The 17,320-nt window shown below is 37.8% G+C and carries 13 protein-coding genes; 10 read left to right on the plus strand and 3 right to left on the minus strand.

From position 1 onward, the window contains the following. Positions 1-2 precede the first annotated feature (2 nt). On the minus strand, positions 3-833 hold the full coding sequence (locus ACKU4N_RS02605) for an ATPase (RefSeq protein WP_321320060.1): 831 nt from the start codon (positions 831-833) through the stop codon (positions 3-5). Between the two features lie 269 nt (positions 834-1,102). Between ACKU4N_RS02605 and nagB the strand changes: the two genes are divergently transcribed. From nagB to ACKU4N_RS02655, 10 genes are all read left to right on the plus strand, one after another. Continuing rightward, on the plus strand, positions 1,103-3,085 hold the full coding sequence (nagB, locus tag ACKU4N_RS02610) for a glucosamine-6-phosphate deaminase (RefSeq protein ID WP_321320062.1): 1,983 nt from the start codon (positions 1,103-1,105) through the stop codon (positions 3,083-3,085). An 85-nt stretch (positions 3,086-3,170) separates the two neighbouring features. Continuing rightward, positions 3,171-6,290: a golvesin C-terminal-like domain-containing protein gene (locus ACKU4N_RS02615; protein WP_321320064.1), complete on the plus strand. Its 3,120-nt coding sequence runs from the start codon at positions 3,171-3,173 to the stop codon at positions 6,288-6,290. 27 nt (positions 6,291-6,317) lie between these two features. Then, on the plus strand, positions 6,318-7,787 hold the full coding sequence (locus ACKU4N_RS02620) for a glycosyltransferase family 2 protein (protein WP_321320066.1): 1,470 nt from the start codon (positions 6,318-6,320) through the stop codon (positions 7,785-7,787). Between the two features lie 292 nt (positions 7,788-8,079). Next, the gene (locus ACKU4N_RS02625; RefSeq protein ID WP_321320069.1) at positions 8,080-8,958 is read left to right on the plus strand and encodes an N-acetylmuramoyl-L-alanine amidase-like domain-containing protein; all 879 of its coding nucleotides are present in this window, start codon (positions 8,080-8,082) and stop codon (positions 8,956-8,958) included. Between the two features lie 75 nt (positions 8,959-9,033). Beyond that, positions 9,034-10,062: a DUF4922 domain-containing protein gene (locus ACKU4N_RS02630; protein ID WP_321320071.1), complete on the plus strand. Its 1,029-nt coding sequence runs from the start codon at positions 9,034-9,036 to the stop codon at positions 10,060-10,062. Positions 10,063-10,360: 298 nt separating this feature from the next. Beyond that, positions 10,361-11,275 (plus strand): GNAT family N-acetyltransferase, encoded by a 915-nt coding sequence (locus tag ACKU4N_RS02635; RefSeq protein WP_321320073.1) that lies wholly within the window; start codon positions 10,361-10,363, stop codon positions 11,273-11,275. A 110-nt stretch (positions 11,276-11,385) separates the two neighbouring features. Then, positions 11,386-12,711, plus strand: coding sequence for a SpoIID/LytB domain-containing protein (locus tag ACKU4N_RS02640; RefSeq protein WP_321320075.1), 1,326 nt, complete (start codon positions 11,386-11,388; stop codon positions 12,709-12,711). A 195-nt stretch (positions 12,712-12,906) separates the two neighbouring features. Next, entirely contained in the window at positions 12,907-14,214 is a 1,308-nt protein-coding gene (locus tag ACKU4N_RS02645; RefSeq protein ID WP_321320077.1) for an MFS transporter, read from the plus strand. Next, on the plus strand, positions 14,204-14,734 hold the full coding sequence (locus ACKU4N_RS02650) for a GDSL-type esterase/lipase family protein (RefSeq protein WP_321320079.1): 531 nt from the start codon (positions 14,204-14,206) through the stop codon (positions 14,732-14,734). Before ACKU4N_RS02645 ends, ACKU4N_RS02650 begins: the two co-directional genes overlap by 11 nt. Before the next feature lie 102 nt (positions 14,735-14,836). Next, the gene (locus tag ACKU4N_RS02655; RefSeq protein ID WP_321320082.1) at positions 14,837-15,946 is read left to right on the plus strand and encodes an acyltransferase family protein; all 1,110 of its coding nucleotides are present in this window, start codon (positions 14,837-14,839) and stop codon (positions 15,944-15,946) included. Positions 15,947-15,962: 16 nt separating this feature from the next. Here the strand turns inward: ACKU4N_RS02655 and ACKU4N_RS02660 are convergent, their stop codons facing one another. Next, positions 15,963-16,487, minus strand: coding sequence for a threonine/serine exporter family protein (locus tag ACKU4N_RS02660; RefSeq protein ID WP_321320084.1), 525 nt, complete (start codon positions 16,485-16,487; stop codon positions 15,963-15,965). Between the two features lie 3 nt (positions 16,488-16,490). Next, positions 16,491-17,261 carry a threonine/serine exporter family protein gene (locus ACKU4N_RS02665; protein ID WP_321320086.1) on the minus strand — a complete coding sequence of 257 codons (771 nt, stop codon included), beginning with the start codon at positions 17,259-17,261 and terminating at the stop codon, positions 16,491-16,493. Positions 17,262-17,320: the final 59 nt, after the last annotated feature.

Below are 17,320 nucleotides of genomic sequence, written 5' to 3' on the forward strand. Positions count from 1 at the left end.
TTTTATTTACCAAGATGGTATTGAATCAATCCTTCCAATGGGCTTTGCTCAATTTTTCCAAGACGTAAACCGGTCTCGGTTGCGACCATTTCCAGTTCATTTTTAAAATAATATGCAATACTTCCAATAAAGTGAATGGGTAGGTTGATGTGATTATTGTATTGTTTTATATTTCTTTCGAAAAATTCACCGAAGCTCTTTTTTACAAGTTCTGATATATATAGTGATTGAATGTTCTCAGAAAGAAAGACTGTAAATTGAGCAAGAAAACGGCTGGGAGCTTCCTCTTTGTATACTTTGTTTATGATGTCCGCGTATTCCAGATTGTATTTCTGATAGAATGCACTTTTTATTTCTTCAGGGGCAAGATTTTTGAGAATGTCAGCCAATAATTTTTTCCCCATAACAGCTCCGCTGCCTTCGTCACCCAATATGTATCCCAAGGGAGGAACGTTGTGTTCAATGTTTTCCCCATCGTATAAGCAAGAATTGGATCCCGTTCCGATGATACATGCTATGCCCTTCTCTTTTCCGCAAACCGATCGTGCAGCGGCTAAAACGTCGCTGTTAATTTCGCAATTGGCATCTGGAAATATTTGTAGTAAGGAGTCTTTAATGATTTGTTTTTTGTCATCAACAGCACAACCAGCACCGTAAAAAAAGATTTGGGTAACCGAACCAAAATCATCAAGTGAGCTAATTATTTTAATTATCGAATTTGTATTTTGATGGTATGGATTGATTCCCAAAGTTTGTTGGCGTTTCATAACGCCTTTACTTCCGAGAAGAACCCAGTCTGTTTTGGTTGATCCGCTCTCTGCAATTAATATCATAGTTTTGTTTTTATAACATGTATGATGAATGTTAATTTAAAATGAATTTACAAATAATTAAATTAATATTGAATTTGTATTCTTCCATTTTTATTCCTGCTACATTCCTTAATATCCTTATTGTACGGGTGAATTTATTTTCACGTTACAAATATATAAAAATTAAACTTTTGGAAAAAGTATTATATAACATGTATGACCAATTTTGGAAAATATAATTTTCTGTTCTATTTTTGATCCGAAAGTAATTTAAATCAGGAGATAGCAAAATGGAGAATCAGATACTGCAATTTAGAGAAGAGCTTGATGAAGCCAAGTTGTATTACCAACCTTCAGATGAGTTCGACAGAACAGTGAAAACCCGGTACGAGAAAATGCCGGCAGATATTTTTTCAACTGCTGAAAAGGCGGCTAAATGGGTTGCCGGCGAAATTGCAAATGAAATTAAGCAAAAACAAAAGCTTGGTGAAAAGTGTGTTTTGGGATTAGCTACTGGTGCAACCCCATTGGGGGTGTATTCCGAATTGATTCGTTTGCACAAAGAGGAAGGTTTATCATTCCTGAATGTGATTACTTTTAATTTGGATGAGTATTATCCGATGCTGAAACTGAGTGCGCAAAGCTATAATCATTACATGAATGATGTTTTGTTTAATCATATCGATATTCCTAAAAATCAAATTCATGTTCCAAATGGTGAGGTAAGCAAGATTACAATTACCGGATACTGTAAGGAATATGAAAAGATAATTGATTCGTTTGGAGGATTGGATTTGCAAATACTTGGAATTGGTCGTACAGGGCACATTGGGTTTAATGAACCAGGTTCGCAACTGGATTCGATAACCCGATTGATTATGCTTGACTCTTTGACCAGACGAGATGCAGCCAAAGACTTTAATGGATTAAACAATGTACCTAAGGCGGCCATAACAATGGGTGTTGGAACCATATTTAAAGCCAAAAGGGTTATTTTAATGGCTTGGGGCGAAGGAAAAGCGGCGATTGTAAAAAAAGCATTGGAAGAAAGTCAGTGTGATGCTGTTCCCGCCAGTTATTTGCAACGGCATACCGATGTGAAGTTCGTTTTGGATGTGCCGGCAGCAAGTGAATTGTCAAGAGTAAAAAATCCTTGGTTGGTTGGAAGTATTGAGTGGGATCGGTATTGGATTCGGAAAGCGGCAGTTTGGTTGTGTAATAAATTACAAAAACCAATTTTAAAACTGACTAATCGTGATTATAATGATAATGGATTGAGTGAGTTACTTGCTTTGTATGGCTCGGCTTACGAGGTAAATATTAAGGTGTTTAATGATTTGCAGCACACCATAACCGGTTGGCCTGGAGGAAAGCCAAATGCTGATGATTCTCATCGTCCGGAGAGAGCAGAACCTGCAAGTAAAAGAGTTTTGGTTTTTAGTCCGCACCCTGATGATGATGTAATTTCGATGGGAGGAACTTTGAAACGATTGGTGGATCAAAACCATGAAGTTCATGTTGCATACCAAACTTCAGGAAATATTGCGGTTGCCGATGATGAGGCGGTGAGATATCTTTCTTTTGTAAAAAGTTTTTCGAGAACTCATGATACAAACGAGGGCAATCTTCAGTGTGTGATTGAAGATATTCAAAAATTTCTGTTGGAAAACAAAAAGCCGGGGGGGATAGATACAGCTGAAGTGCGCAATATGAAAGCCTTAATCAGGAGAGGAGAGGCAAAAGCTGCCTGCCGTTTTGTAGGTATTCGATCTAAGAACCTTCATTTTTTGGATCTTCCTTTTTATGAAACGGGTACGGTTAAGAAAAATCCGTTGGGGAAAGAAGATGTTCGTATTCTTGTGAATTTGCTTCGAAAAATAAAGCCGCATCAGATATTTGCTGCGGGTGATTGGTCTGATCCTCATGGAACGCACCGGGTATGTTGGGAAGGAATTTACCAGGCATTAAAAATAGTGAAAGATGAAGAGTGGATGAAGGATTGCTATATATGGTTATACCGTGGAGCTTGGCAGGAGTGGGATTTGGACGAAATCCAAATGGCTGTTCCGGTTAGTCCTGAAGAATTGCAGCACAAACGGAATGCAATATTACGACATCAATCGCAAATGGAAAGTGCTCCCTTTATGGGAAATGATTCCCGCTTATTCTGGCAAAGATCAGAAGAAAGAAATAGGGCTACAGCCGATTTATTTAACAAATTGGGCTTGGCAGAATACGAGGCAATTGAAGCTTTTGTCAGGTTTATTGTTTAGATTTATCTGAGAATTTCCGAATTCGACAGCTTGAATTCGGGCTTCTCTTTAACTGGTTCATTTTAACTGAAAAACAATGATTTCCATGTCTGGATTTTTTATAAATATCCGTTTTCTTAGAATGCTTTGTGTAATCTCTGTATTGTTGTTCTCAAATTTTAATTTGATAGCGGCTAAGAAATCGGACCGACTAACTCGAAAAGCCGATAAAGCGGCACAATTTTTTGTTGAGCAAGCTTCCAAAGATTTTGTTTTCACATTTAAGTACGATAGTTTACAAATAGATTCAGAGCAAGAAGAAATTACATTGTATATGAATCCGGTGTTTTCGTATATTCCGTTTCGTCCGGAATCTGTACAGAGATATAAGAAAGATTTCAAGGAAGATTTGGGTCGGAGATTTAAAAACTATTCCATCCGAATGGAAAGTATGGGACAGGAAATAAGTGATTTAATCCCTAATTTCTATCGGAATGGAATTGTTGAGGCGGATACAAATCGTTTGAATAAGAATCATGAAGTAACGCAAGCTTTGGTGCGAAGAGTAAACACAGGGAACGATGCAAAACTTGGATTGGAAAATAAACACATTGCTTTGTGGCATTCTCATGGATGGTACTATGAAAACACGTTGGACAGATGGGAATGGCAGCGGGCAAGAGTGTACACAACAGTGGAAGATTTGTGGACCATGGAGTTTGTAGTACCATATATTGCTCCTATGCTCGAAAAGGCTGGTGCTAATGTATTGTTTCCTCGCGAAAGAGATGTTCAGAAAAATGAAGTGATAGTAGATGCTGATTGGTCATCGGAAGGATCGGAATATCTTGCAGATGATTCCGTTTGGGAATTGAATTCTCAAGCGGGTTTCGCAAACAAATATCCCTTTTATATTGAAGGAGAAAATCCATTTGAACTGGGAAGCAGCTATCAGACTGAGTCAGGTACTGATGTATCCGCTAAAGTGCAGTACATTCCTTGTTTTCCTGAAAAAGGAGAATATGCAGTATCTGTTTCCTATTCTGATGATGAGGATAATGTGAATGATGCGCACTATATCGTGCATCATGCAGGAGGTAAAACTGAATTTTTGGTGAATCAAAGTATGGGTGGTAAAACCTGGATTTATTTGGGGACTTTTCTTTTTGATAAAGGGAAGAATCCCGAAAAGGGAATGGTTGAACTGACTAACGAAAGTAAGGAGCCTGGAAAATGGATTTCGGCTGATGCAATACGATTTGGCGGAGGAATGGGAAACATTGCCCGTGGGAATCCTGAAGAATTGGATGAATTGAAAAAGCAAAGAACAGAGCTTGGTTTTAAATTGGACTCCTGTGTTTGGCAAAAATACACGAGTAATCGGCCAAGATATCAGGAGGCTGCACGTTACTATCTTCAGTATGCAGGCATGCCCGATTCGTTGGTGTACAGCATCAATAAAGATTACGAAGCAGATTACAGCAATCGGGGAAAAGATGCGGCCAAGTTTAGGAAAAAGGAAATTGGCAAAACCGATTACAAGGATGATTACATGAGTCGCGGAGAGTGGGTGGATTATTTGATTGGAAATCCGGCGGGTCCAACAAAAAATCCAACGGTAAAGGGATTAAGGATACCTGTTGATATGGCTCTGGCATTTCATACCGATGCCGGTTTTACGCCAAATGATTCCATTATTGGAAGTTTGGCTATTTACTCTACAACAAGAGATGAGGATTATTTTCCAAACGGACAATCGAAATGGGCAAGCCGCGATTTAACGGATATTATTCAGTCGCAGGTTGTGCAGGATATTCGCAAAAAGTATGAACCTAAATGGAGGCGCAGGGGGATGTGGAACAAGCAATACTCAGAAGCGTACCGTCCAAAAGTTCCTACCATGTTGTCTGAATTGTTATCGCACCATAATTTTGCTGATATGTATCAGGGAATGGATCCGAAGTTTAAATTCGATATCAGCAGAGCTTATTACAAAGGGATTTTAAAGTTTCTGTCATCTCAGGATGGACGGGATTATGTGGTGCAGCCTTTGCCGGTTGATCATTTCCAAATCAGGGAAACTGAAAAAGGAATTGTTCTTTCATGGAAACCAGTAATAGACCAATTGGAGCCTACGGCAGTTTCTGAATCATACAAAGTTTACACAAGAATTGAAGATGGTGGGTTTGATAACGGAATAGTTGTCCCCAATTCAGAATACATTATTACGAATTGCAAACCGGGTGTGATTTACAGTTTTAAGGTAACTGCTTTGAATAATGGCGGAGAAAGTTTTGATTCGGAAATATTAGCCTATTGCAAATCAGGAAATGGAAAAAAGCCTGTTTTAATTGTAAATGGATTTGATCGTATTTCGGCTCCTCAGGGATTTGATGATGGGAAGTTTGCCGGTTTCGTAGGTTCGGAAGATGAGGGTGTCGCATACAAAAGAAATATTGCCTATGTAGGTGATCAGTACGATTTCGATCGAAAGTCGCAATGGTTGGATGATGATGCATCGGGCCATGGAAGCTCATATGCCGATCAGGAAGAACGAATCATTCCGGGTAATAGTTTCGATTATCCGTTTGTGCACGGACAAGCAGTTCGGGATAATGGTTTTGGGTTTGTGTCGATGAGTGATGAGGCCTTTGAGGAATTGAATTGGGCGGTGCAGAATTATTCTGTGTTGGATTTAATTTTTGGAGAGGAAAAAACGACCAAAAGAATTTACGGCAAAGAGAATAAAGATTTTACAATTTACACGCCTGAAATGAGAGAGGCGATTCGTAAGTATCTAAAAGGGAATAATGCAAAATTAATTATTTCCGGAGCTTATGTGGGAACAGATTTGGAATTGTGCGGCGATACTTTGGCAAAATCTTTTGCGGAGGATGAATTGCATTATCAGTTCAGAACCAATCATGCAAGTAAATTGGGCAGCGTATCGCATACAAACGAAGTGAGAAATAATTTTACAGGAGAATATCAATTTGAAACTGGATATTCACCCGATATATATAAGATTGAAGCACCCGATGCGATTGAACCTAAAGGGGAAGATGCAAAAGTTCTTCTTCGTTATTCAGGAAATAATAAAAGTGCCGGTGTAGTGTATGATGGAAACTATCAATCTGTAATTTTAGGATTTCCATTTGAGACGCTCGAAACAAAAGAGTATAGAAACGAATTGATGAAACAGATGTTTCAATTTTTTAATCAGTAAGAAAATAATAAAAACACAATAATTACTATGAATGAAAAGGTGACATGTTTTATTCCTTTTGGAACAAAGGAAGAGACCGAAATAACAATCAATGAGCTGATAAAATCAGATTTGACAGCTGCGATTTATGTGGTAGGCGGAGATGCAGAACTAGATGCTGAAGGTGTTACTGTTTTAACATCGGAAACCTTATCGCACGGAAAAACGATTCATGCAATTGCTGAGAAAACAGATTCTGAATATGTTTTCATCTATACAAAAACAAGTGCCTTAACTTTGGGTCAATTGGCTTTGGATCGGTTTATGAAAGTAGCCAAGGATACAAATAGTGGTTTGGTGTATTCAAATTATCGTGCCATTAAAGATGGTGTGGTTGAAAATTGTCCGGTAATCGATTATCAGGAAGGAAGTTTGAGAGATGATTTTAATTTTGGATCGGTTCTTTTTTACGATGCGAAAGTGTTAAAAGAAGCCGTGAAAGATGTTGATACTTCTTTTCGTCATGCAGGATTGTATGAATTGCGTTTGGCAATGGCTGCCCGTTCCGAATTCATGAGAATTCCGGAAGTATTGTACACCGAAGAAGAAATGGATACAAGAAAATCGGGAGAGAAAATTTTCGATTACGTTGATCCTAAGAATCGTGCCGTACAAATTGAAATGGAAATTGCCTGCACCGAGCATCTGAAGAGAATCGGAGCTTTTTTAGCGCCAAAATTTGACGATGTTGCCTTTGATGAAGGTAATTTTAAAGTGGAAGCTTCTGTTGTGATTCCGGTTCGTGATCGTGTAAAAACCATCGAGGATGCGATTAAATCGGTATTGGCTCAAAAGGCGGATGTGGATTTCAATTTGATTGTTGTTGACAATTATTCTACAGATGGAACGACTGAAATTATTCAGAAATATGCTGCAGTGGACAATCGGATCATTCACATTATTCCGGAACGAAAAGATTTGGGAATCGGCGGTTGCTGGAATGAGGCAGTAGCTCACGAGTATTGCGGTAAATTTGCCATTCAGTTGGATAGTGATGACTTGTATGCCGATGAAACCACTGTGCAGAAAGTTGTAGATGCATTTTACAGTCAAAACTGTGCTATGGTCGTAGGAACTTATCAGATGGTAAATTTTGCATTGGAAGAAATTCCTCCGGGAATTATTGATCACAAAGAGTGGACTCCGGAAAATGGAAGAAACAATGCGCTTCGTATTAATGGATTGGGAGCTCCCCGTGCATTCTATACTCCGGTATTGCGAAGGAATCCAATTCCAAATGTAAATTACGGTGAGGATTATGCTTTAGGATTAGCAATTTCGCGTAATTATCAGATTGGTAGAATTTACGATCCAATTTATTTGTGTCGTCGGTGGGATGATAATTCGGATGCATCTTTGGATATTGAAAAAATGAATACTCACAATACGTACAAGGATCGTATTCGTACCATCGAATTGAAGGCTAGAAAACTGTTGTGTAAAAAATACATGATTTAGACTCTGTGTAACTAGTGATCTCTGTGGTAAAAAAAGTCTAACCACTGAGAGCACAGAGTTACACAGAGAAAAAAAAGGAATACAGGGGTGATTTGCAAAATGTTAATTTGGTGTAATTTGATCGTGCCAATAGTTTGTTAAATCTTTGTAAATACCTACGATTTAGACTCTGTGAACCTCAGTGTTCTCCGTGGTAAAAAAATAGTTTAATCACAAAAAGCAGGGAGATTCACAGAGAAAAAAAGGAATACAGGTATTATTTTAGTGAGAAACCTGATAAAAAATAAGAAGTATGAAGCAATTTTTTCAAATTTTAGTGGTATTGCTTATTTTTCTAAGCTCTTGTCAAGGAAAAAAAATCCAACAAGAGGTAAAGGACTCTGTTCAATTAAAAGATTCTGTTGATCAGGAAATCTTTAATTCCATTCGGAAAATAGCAGGATCGATGTCGATTGATTCATTACCATTGGATAATCGGGTAGTTGAAGTGGCAAAAATGTTTATGCAAACAGCCTATGTTGGCGGTACTTTGGATGGGGGAGAGAAAGAACAGTTGGTCGTTAATTTCCGGGAGTTGGATTGTACTACTTATCTGGAGAATGTGGTGGCCTTATCAAAAGTACTATCCAACGATTCGCTTACAACTGATGATTTTCTGAAAGAACTTGAAAATCTGCGTTACCGAAATGGCAAACTGACTGATTATTCTTCGCGTCTGCATTATTTCTCCGATTGGATTTATGAAAATGAAAAGAAGGGAATCGTAAAAAACATTACGTCTGAAATTGGTGGTGAAAAGTATAACAAAACAATCAATTTTATGAGTACGCATGTCGATTCTTATTCTGTTTTAAAAGCCGATTCTTCATTGGCAGAAGAGATCCGGAAGACCGAAAATGAAATCAATAAAAGAGAATTGTTCTATATACCGGAAGCAAAAATACAACAGCTTGAGGATAAAATTCATAATGGAGATTTAATTGCTATTACTACTAAAATAGAAGGACTGGATATATCTCATGTGGGAATTGCTATTCATGTGAATAACCGATTGCATCTGATGCACGCTTCCAGCAAAGCTAAAAAAGTGGTGATTTCAGATATTCCTTTGGCAGAAATGCTCATGCAAAGTAAATATCAATCGGGAATTATGGTGGCCAGGTTGCAGTAAACTATAACCTGACAGAGTCGGAGACCGGTAAGCGTTAAATGATTTAATTTAACAAACAGACTAAAGGAATATATTTTGTCAAGATATTGGGAAACAATGAATGTAAACAGCATAAATAAATTAGAGAATTTATTGGAGGAGAAATCTTCCACACAGATATTAGGTGATTTTCTGAACGATCAGCTTAGAAATTGGCCTTTGGCAACAGGAAATTACAAGGGATTGGAAAAAGTTGAAGAGAAAGAATTTCAATTCGATGGATATAAGATAAAAGTTCAGTTCAATCCTGAAAGAATCAGATCATCAGCCGCGAAAGTAGATCAAAAGAGTATTGAAAATCGTGCTTGTTTTTTGTGCCTCGATAAACTTCCCAAAGAACAAGGTGGTATCGCTCAAGGCGATGATTTTGTGATTTTGGTAAATCCGTTTCCAATTATCCCACAACATTTTACCATTCCAAAAATCGATCATGTCGATCAGAGTTTTGAAGAGAATGTTTCAGGAATGTTGTCTTTGGCTAAAAATATGCAAGGATATACTTTGTTTTATAACGGGCCAAAGTGCGGTGCTTCAGCTCCCGATCATATGCATTTTCAGGCAGGGAACAAAGATTTTATGCCAGTAGAAACAGAGTATGCAGTTTTGAAAAATTTGCAATCGGAGCTTTTGAGCGATTCGAATCAATTTGAGATGCGTGCTTTTCCGAATTATCTTAGGAAAATGATTTCCATAGAGTCGGAAAATGAAAAAGAAATGATGAAGGCTGTTTCTGTTTTTTATCAGACTTTTTCGGGGATGCAACCGGAAGAAAAAGAGCCAATGCTAAATGCAATTTGTTCTTTTTCCGATGGCAAATATAGTATGCATTTGTTTCCACGAAAACTGCATCGTCCATCGCAATATTTTGCTGAAGGTGATCAGCAATTGCTGATAAGTCCTGCATCAGTAGATTTTGGCGGTGTATTTATTACTCCCCGGCGGGAGGATTTTGAGAAAATCACATCGGAGGATATCGTAGATATCTTTAAACAAGTAAGTGTTGACGATGAGTTTTTCGGAACTTTTTGCGAGAAGTTAAGCGCTAAATTAGGAATCTCACTTTAAGGAGGAAAGAAATTGTATACTCCCGTAAAAGACACGGTTTTTTCTAGAGAGAAACTAAAATGTAGGTCTTGGGACTGAAAATGTAACAAAAGGGAGTTTGAATGTAGGTCGAGGGACTCTGAATGTAACAGAAAGTAATTCAAATGTAAGTCGAGGGAATGCAATTGTAGCACGAAGTAATTTAAATGTAAGTTGAGGGACTGTGAATGTAACAGGAAGTAACGCAAATGTAAGCCGAAGGAATGCAATTGTAAAAAAGCCTTTACTTCAAATTAACCTCTAAGTAATTAAAAGAAACATGTCCAATACCATACGACAATATCACGACAACGATTTTGATGAAGTTTTGACTCTTTGTCAAAATACTCACAAGTTCGATTCTTTTACCAAAGAATTACTTCACGAGAAAATCTACGAAGATCCTTTTTTTAATCCTGAAATTATTTGGGTTACCACGGAAGGAAATGCTATTGTTGGATTTTTGATGGGAACCTGCCGAATGGATATTCGGGGAGTGAATTATGGCTACGTAAAACTAATGGCAGTGCAGGAATCTCATCGAAGAAAGGGAATTGCCCGAAGCATGTATGAGTTGCTCGAAAAAGAGTTGTGTTCGCGAAAGGTTGATGTGATGCGTTTGGGTGATGTTCCAATGAATTATTTCATGCCGGGAATCGATCCAAGATACACCCCGGCACTTTGTTTTGCCATGCGAATGGGATTCAATCGATTTATGGATACTTCCAATCTTGCAGTCAATTTATCTGATCGGAAATGGGGTGTTGATGAGGAAATTAAAGCACTTCAGTTGGATCATATCGAAGTTTCCCGTGCAGCAATTGAAGATAAAAATGAATTGATGGATTTTGTGGCTGAAGAATGGAAACTTTGGCAATATGAGTTGGAAATGGCCTGCAAATCGAATCCGATAGCTATTCATATTGCTAAGTTGAATGGAAAAATAAAGGCATTCTCGGCACACAGTGCGAATAATAAAGGATTGCCATGGTTTGGTCCAATGGGAACACATCCCGATTTGCGCGGTAAAGGAATGGGAAAAGTGTTGTTGTATCGCTGTCTGCAAGATTTGCAAGATTTGGGCTACAAAACAGCAATTATTCCATGGGTAGGACCAATCGATTTTTATTCTCATCATGCAGGAGCTGTGGTCGAAAGAGTATTTTGGCGATATGAGAAAAAACTGACTGAATAAATTGATAAGAAATAAGATGGGAAAGATGAGATAATAAAAATTGAGTTCTGGATAGTTTGGAGCTGTAAATAGTCTATTGTCTTAGATCTGGGATCTAAAATCTAATAAATATGAACGAACCACAATTACGAATAGGTATCATGTATGAGCCTGAAATTTCATTTACATTAAATGGAATTTACATACTCCAGCAAAATGGAAAAGAATATACAGGAAAGCAAACTGCCAGTTATATCAATGATAAGATAGCTTTTGATGGTCTTGTAAATGAAGAACTGGTTTTCTATCCTAAATTCTACGAAGAAGGATCTTTCGATCTGTTTGATGTGACAATTGGAATTAAATTCCATTGGGAACGAAAAGAAAATCAACGATTTAAAGGGGCTTTGCACTTCATTTGCGAGGATGAAAAATTGACAGCCATCAATGTTCTTTCTTTGGAGGATTATTTGGTAAGTGTTATTTCATCTGAAATGAGTGCTACCAGCAGTATAGAATTGTTGAAAGCTCATGCAATTATTTCCCGCTCCTGGTTAATTGCGCAGGTGCTAAAAGGAGCTGAATTGCAAAAAACAGAAACTAATTATCAGAGTATAGTTGAAACCGATGAGCAATATATTCGCTGGTACGATCGCGAAGATCATGTGAATTTTGATGTTTGTGCCGATGATCATTGTCAGCGTTATCAAGGCATTACCAAACAATCTACCCAATTGGTAGTTGATGCAATTAATGCAACCCGTGGATTGGTACTTATCAGTGAGGGGGAAGTCTGCGATGCCCGTTTCTCGAAATGTTGCGGCGGCGTTGCAGAGACGTTTGAAAATGTATGGGAACCCAAAAATCATAAATATCTGCAGGCTGTTATCGATAATCCGAAAGTTCCTGCTGGATACGATATGAATCTGGGAAATGAAGCAGCCGCGGTCAAATGGATCCGTACTTCGCCTGAAGCATTTTGCAATACCACCAATAAGGAAATTTTGTCGCAGGTTTTGAATGATTACGATCAGGAAACCATGGATTTTTATCGTTGGAAGGTAGAATATACACAAGATGTAATTTCAGAATTAATAGCACGTAAAACGGGTAAAGATTTTGGACAAATTCTGGATTTAATTCCTGTTGAACGAGGTGAGTCAGGTCGTTTAATCAAGTTGAAAATTGTTGGTTCAAAACGAAGTTTGGTGATAGGAAAAGAATTGGAAATCAGAAAAGTACTTTCCGAATCACATTTATACAGTTCTGAATTTGTAGTTGACAAAGAAGGAGAAGAGAATGGAGTTCCGGCTAAATTTATTTTGATTGGTGCCGGCTGGGGACATGGGGTTGGTCTTTGTCAGATTGGAGCTGCGGTGATGGGTGCCAAAAGATACAAATACGATGAAATTTTGCTGCATTATTTCCGTGGAGCAGAATTGGAAAAAAGATATTAATTATAGATGTGAGATTTAAAATGTGAGAAAAAATGAGGTATTCTTTTTTTTGAATGCTGTAAATAGCCTCATATCTAACATCTCAAATCTAAGAAAAATAAGATACGTGAATCGGTATTTTTTGAAGCTGTAAATAATCTCAGTTCTCAAATCTCACTTCTCATATCTCAGTTCTCAAATCTAAACAAAGAAAGAATGTCAAAAACAAAAAACCGCTCACCATGGGCGTGGATTCCATCTCTTTATTTTGCAGAAGGTATTCCTTACGTTGTGGTGATGACCGTTGCTGTAATCATGTACAAAAAGCTGGGAATTTCTAATACAGATATTGCTTTGTATACTTCCTGGTTGTATTTGCCTTGGATGATTAAGCCTTTTTGGAGTCCGATTGTGGATATTGTAAAAAGTAAACGCTGGTGGATTGTTAGTATGCAATTGTTGATTGGCGCAGGTCTGGCTGGGGTAGCGTTTACGGTTCCTACAACATTCTTTTTTCAGTCAACATTGGCCTTTTTCTGGTTGTTGGCTTTTAGTTCGGCAACTCACGATATTGCTGCTGATGGTTTTTACATGTATGGAATGGACTCCAATAAGCAGGCATATTTTATTGGAATACGAAGTACATTTTATCGCCTGGCGATGATTACCGGACAAGGACTTTTAATTATTCTGGCAGGATATTTTGAAACAACAAAACTGTTCGGGAATAATGAAAATAACATTCCGCTGGCATGGTCACTGACCTTTTATATTTTGGCAGTCGGATTTTTGTTGTTTTGTGTTTATCACAAGTTTGCACTTCCGCATCCACAAGAAGATGAAGACCGGGAAGTGAAAAGTTTTTCTACAGTGTTCTCTGATTTTGGAGAGACCTTTGTTACTTTCTTCTTGAAAAAGGATATCTGGAAAATCGTAGGATTGCTTTTGGTGTATCGTTTGGGGGAATCTCAGTTGGTAAAAATGGCATCTCCTTTTCTTCTCGATCCTAAAGAGGTTGGCGGATTGGGTTTAACAACCAGCGATGTAGGATTGGTTTATGGAACCATAGGAATTATTTTCTTGACTTTAGGTGGTTTATTGGGTGGATTTTTAGCTTCTAAAAATGGGTTGAAACATTGGCTGTGGCCAATGGTTATCGCTATTAACTTACCAAATCTGGTATATGTTTATCTTTCTTACGCATTGCCCGAATCTTTCTTTTTGATTTGTGTTTCGGTGGCAGTTGAGCAATTTGGCTACGGTTTTGGTTTTACAGCTTACATGCTTTATCAGATTTATGTATCTGAAGGAAAACACAAAACAGCTCACTTTGCATTTTGCACAGGTTTAATGGCTGCGGGAATGATGTTTCCAGGAATGATTTCCGGTTGGCTGCAGGAGTTGTTGGGTTATCAGCACTTCTTTATTTGGGTGATGATTTGTACCATTCCAAGTTTTATTATGGTGAAAGTGATTGATATAGATCCAAAATTTGGTATTAAAACAGGAAACAATGAAAAATAGAATTGCTTTTTTAGGAGATAGTTTAACCGAGGGAGGATGCTGGGAAGAATACTTTCCTGCTTATGAAATCTCCAATTTTGGAATCTCCGGAGAGAAGTCTGATGAGATCCTTTTTCGATTGGATGAGGTTTTATTTTGGAAGCCTAAAAAGATTTTCCTGATGATGGGCATTAACGATCTGGGAGACGGGTTTAGTTATGAAACTATTCTTACTAATTATCAAAAAATATTTTCAATAATAAAGGAGCATGAAGATATTGAATTGATTGTTCAAAGTCTTTTGCCTACTAATGATACGATGTTTAAGAGTGCCAATTTTGATGGAATGAAAATTCTGGAGGTCAATTATCATTTAAGAGATTTGTGTGATAAAGAGAAGATAACTTTCGTGGATTTGTACACGGCTTTTTCAACCTATAAATCCCAACTGATAAAAGATTATACCAATGATGGTTTGCATTTGAATGAAGCAGGTTACAGAATATGGCAGAATTGTTTGCAATCTGAAAATCTCATTTAAAAATCTTAAAAAGATGAAACGAGCCATGAGAAGACTTTTCTCACATACGAGAATGACTAAATTGGCGAGTTCCATGTGGTAATAAAAAACAAATTCAGACACATGAAAAAAACGGAACGTTTAATGGCTTTGGATGCCTTTCGGGGATTAACCATTGCTGCCATGATTACTGTAAATACTCCTGGGAGTTGGGGACATGTTTATGCTCCATTGCTGCATTCAAAGTGGCATGGCTGTACACCAACCGATTTGGTATTTCCTTTCTTTCTATTTGCTGTTGGTGTTGCTATGTGGTTTGCTTTCGGAAAATTTGATCATAAATTAAGTCCCGAAGCAGGCAGGAAGATTCTGAAGCGGACTGTAATCATTTTCGGGATCGGCCTGTTGTTAAATGCGTTTCCATTTGTTCAGGTTGAATGGGAAAATTTCCGGATAATGGGTGTTTTGCAGCGGATTGCCTTGGCCTATGGAATAGGTAGTTTGCTTTGTTTGTCGCTGAATAAGCTTCGTTTGGTATTTGTTACATTGGCTATTCTTCTGGTATACTGGGGGTTGATTTTTTTCCTTGGCGGTGATGATCCGTATAGTTTAGAAGGAAATCCCACAATGGCTTTCGATGCCATGATTCTTGGAGCGAACCATATGTACAAAGGGTTTGGCGTAACTTTTGATCCGGAAGGATTGTTTAGCACTCTTCCTGCAATCGCTACAGTAATCCTCGGATATCTTTCAGGATTTTTAATTGCATCAACTGAGCGTAAAAAATTGGTTGCGAAGTTATTGATGTTTGGCTCTTTAGGTGTGATTGCTGGTTTAATCTGGAACTTGGGATTCCCTATTAATAAACCAATCTGGTCTAGTTCTTATGTGATTTATACAGCAGGTTTGGCACTTTTGGTTTTAGCTGTCATGATTTACCTGATCGATATTTTGGAGTACAAAAAATGGGCTCATCCTTTTTTGGTTTTCGGAATGAATCCTTTGTTTATTTATGTTCTTTCAGGAGTTTGGGTAAGAGTGATTATTTATTTGGTTCATTTTTCAGATCAGGCAGGAAATTCAACAACCGGATATGTCTGGTTGTATAAAAATGCATTTGCATCCTGGGCAGGAGATATGAATGGATCTTTGTTTTTTGCTCTGGCACATATCGTTGTCTATTGGCTCATCGTGCTGTTTCTCTATCGTCGGAAAATTTTTATTAAAATATAAAAGAAAAGCTTCGGATTTAATCCGAAGCTTTTTTTGAGTCAAATAATTTATTTAGAAATTTGTTTGGTTTAGTTTCTTTTATCGATTTGTTTCGACTGAGTAACATGGGAGCCGAAACGCCCAGTGAAAGTGCCGATAACACAAAAAAGGCTTTCAATCCATTATCAACAGTTTCTTGTAACAACTGCAGAAAAACAGCATGATCATTTTCTCCGGTTAAATGGATAATTCCCAGCATCATGCGATACGTAAATGCACCAGGAACCATTGGGATAACCGCAGGAATAGCAAAAACGAAGGGGGGTGAATGTCTAAAGTGAGCCGCTCTAACGCTTAAATATCCAATTAGTAAAGCGCCCATAAGCGAGCTGAGAATGATGTTTGTTCCTAGCTTTAAACAGATTAGCTTTAGTATTCCACCCAGAGCACCCATGATGAAGATTACCCATAATGTTCGGGGTGGAACATTAAAGAGTATTGCAAAACCACAAGCAGCAAACCCCAGCCAAATCCATGTTTCAAATAAAAGAATCCACTCCATATTTTAAATGTTATAAATAAGTATTGCTCCTAATAAGCCCAAAGCAATTGAAAGAGCGATGGTTAATCCATTTATTCCTCTCACCACACCGTTTATAATATTTCCATCCAGAAGATCCAGAAGAGAATTGATAAATGGAATTCCAGGAATCAGATACAAAACAGAGGTGGCAAAAGCATATTCAGGGTTATTGCCAATGTTTAAATAAACAGCCGCTCCCGAAATAACCGAGGACACAAAAGCGGCTGAGAAAATACATAAATACGGATTGAATTCTCTTTTTGCGGCTTCCTGTCTAACAAATAAGCCAACAAAGGTTGCTGCAAATGCAATCAACATTTCGATGCTTTCTCCACCAAAAATGCGGCAGAATGAGGCGCCTGCCAAAGCGACCATTAGTAAGGTTACAATTCGCGGATAATGAGATACTGTTTTTAACCGGTCTATTTCGTTACGAACCATGTCTAAATTCCAATTTTCCTCTGCAATGTGCCAACTCATTCTGCTGAGTCCGCTAACAATTTTGAAATTGACACGATGAGCCGATGTCTGCATCAGCCGGCTAAAGAACTGATCAGACTCTTCGTTGTTGATGGTTAACATTAATGCGCGATGGGTAATTAATAATTCTGCATGGTATCCAAAGGCCGAAGCAATACGCATTACGGTAACCCGAATTCTAAATGTATTTGCTCCGGTCTCCATCAATAAAGCTCCAACCTCAAGCAAAATTTTACACAGCTCGTTAATCTTTTCTTTTTCGGATAAAACCATATTTTTTTATTGTTTTGAAATGATATTAACCTGATTGTTGAATACTTCAAATGAGTTTT

Origin of the sequence: Labilibaculum sp. (assembly GCF_963664555.1) — a bacterium.
Lineage (GTDB): Bacteria > Bacteroidota > Bacteroidia > Bacteroidales > Marinifilaceae > Labilibaculum.